Annotated in this window: 1 protein-coding gene; it reads right to left on the bottom strand. The window is 69.1% G+C overall.

The genetic code is table 11. From position 1 onward, the window contains the following. Positions 1 to 222, bottom strand: a 222-nt coding sequence (locus ACPYOM_RS23600) for a hypothetical protein (RefSeq protein WP_481347845.1), incomplete at its 3' end; no start/stop codon positions are given. Between the last annotated feature and the right edge of the window lie 21 nt (positions 223 to 243).

Genomic DNA, 243 nt, shown 5'->3' on the forward strand with positions numbered 1-243 from the left:
GGTCTTGGTCGCCCCGCCGGACACGGTCACGGTCTTGGCCGTTGTCCTATCCAGGGTGTCGTAGGCGTACCCTGTGACGGTGCCCATCGCGTCCGTGGTGGATGCGGTGCGCCCGGAGGCGTCGTAGACGGTGCTGCGGGCGCCCGAGTCGGGGTCGACCGCACCGGTTTCGCGGCCTGCGGCGTCATAGGTCCACGTCCACAGATTTGCGCCGTCGCCCATGCGGGTCAACTGACCCAGAGC

The organism is Monashia sp. HAY1-2A, from assembly GCF_056755315.1.